The sequence below is a fragment of the Ureibacillus manganicus DSM 26584 genome (genome assembly GCF_000772945.1).
GTDB lineage: Bacteria > Bacillota > Bacilli > Bacillales_A > Planococcaceae > Ureibacillus > Ureibacillus manganicus.
The window spans coordinates 1-272 of record NZ_JPVN01000078.1 but is presented as its reverse complement, the minus strand read 5'-3'; the positions used below and the strand labels follow the sequence as shown (position 1 = coordinate 272).

The window sequence follows — 272 nt, the reverse complement described above, 5'->3', positions numbered from 1 at the left end:
TATGGCGATTGTGGCGAAGTGGTTAACGCATCGGATTGTGGTTCCGACATTCGTGGGTTCGATTCCCATCAGTCGCCCCATTTTAAATTAGTAATAAAAACAAATAATGTATTGGCGATTGTGGCGAAGTGGTTAACGCACCGGATTGTGGTTCCGGCATTCGTGGGTTCGATTCCCATCAGTCGCCCCATTTAAATTGTAATATATTGATTCTATTTATCATATTATTGGGGTATAGCCAAGCGGTAAGGCAACGGATTTTGATTCCGTCA

2 tRNA genes are annotated in these 272 nt (G+C 43.0%); both read left to right on the top strand.

The annotated features are described in order from the left end of the window. Positions 1–4 precede the first annotated feature (4 nt). Positions 5–80: transfer RNA gene (locus CD29_RS19460), tRNA-His, on the top strand. Positions 81–114: 34 nt separating this feature from the next. Beyond that, positions 115–190, top strand: a tRNA-His gene (locus CD29_RS19455). The last annotated feature ends 82 nt before the right edge of the window (positions 191–272 follow it).